1 protein-coding gene is annotated in these 305 nt (G+C 37.4%); it reads left to right on the top strand.

The window, feature by feature from the left end; genetic code table 11:
- On the top strand, nt 1-305 hold a 305-nt coding region (locus ACNI3T_RS00120), incomplete at both ends, for a hypothetical protein (RefSeq protein WP_418226075.1).

Here is a 305-nt window from a genome sequence, read left to right as displayed (position 1 = left end):
TGGAAACAAGACTGGAAGTAAGCGAGGAAGACGGGCGTACTAATCCTGAATTATTTAGCAGCACCGGGGATGGTCTAGAAAATTATCTAAATGATCAGCAAACTGAATTTATCCAACATGAAGAATATATCCCACACAATATCACAAGGAATTATGGATATCAAGTGACGCTACGTAATTTCAACCTTGAAAGGAAAGATGATGGATCTGGAGAAACCATTGGCTTTAGTTCCTACCAGTTAGGTTCTCTTAATGAGACAAATATTCCATTCGAATTGTGTCCTAATACGGTTGAAAATTGTAAT

The sequence above is a fragment of the Christiangramia qingdaonensis genome (assembly GCF_048381525.1).
GTDB lineage: Bacteria > Bacteroidota > Bacteroidia > Flavobacteriales > Flavobacteriaceae > Christiangramia.
Note: the sequence above shows the minus strand (reverse complement) of the source record. Positions and strands in the feature narration are given on the sequence as shown.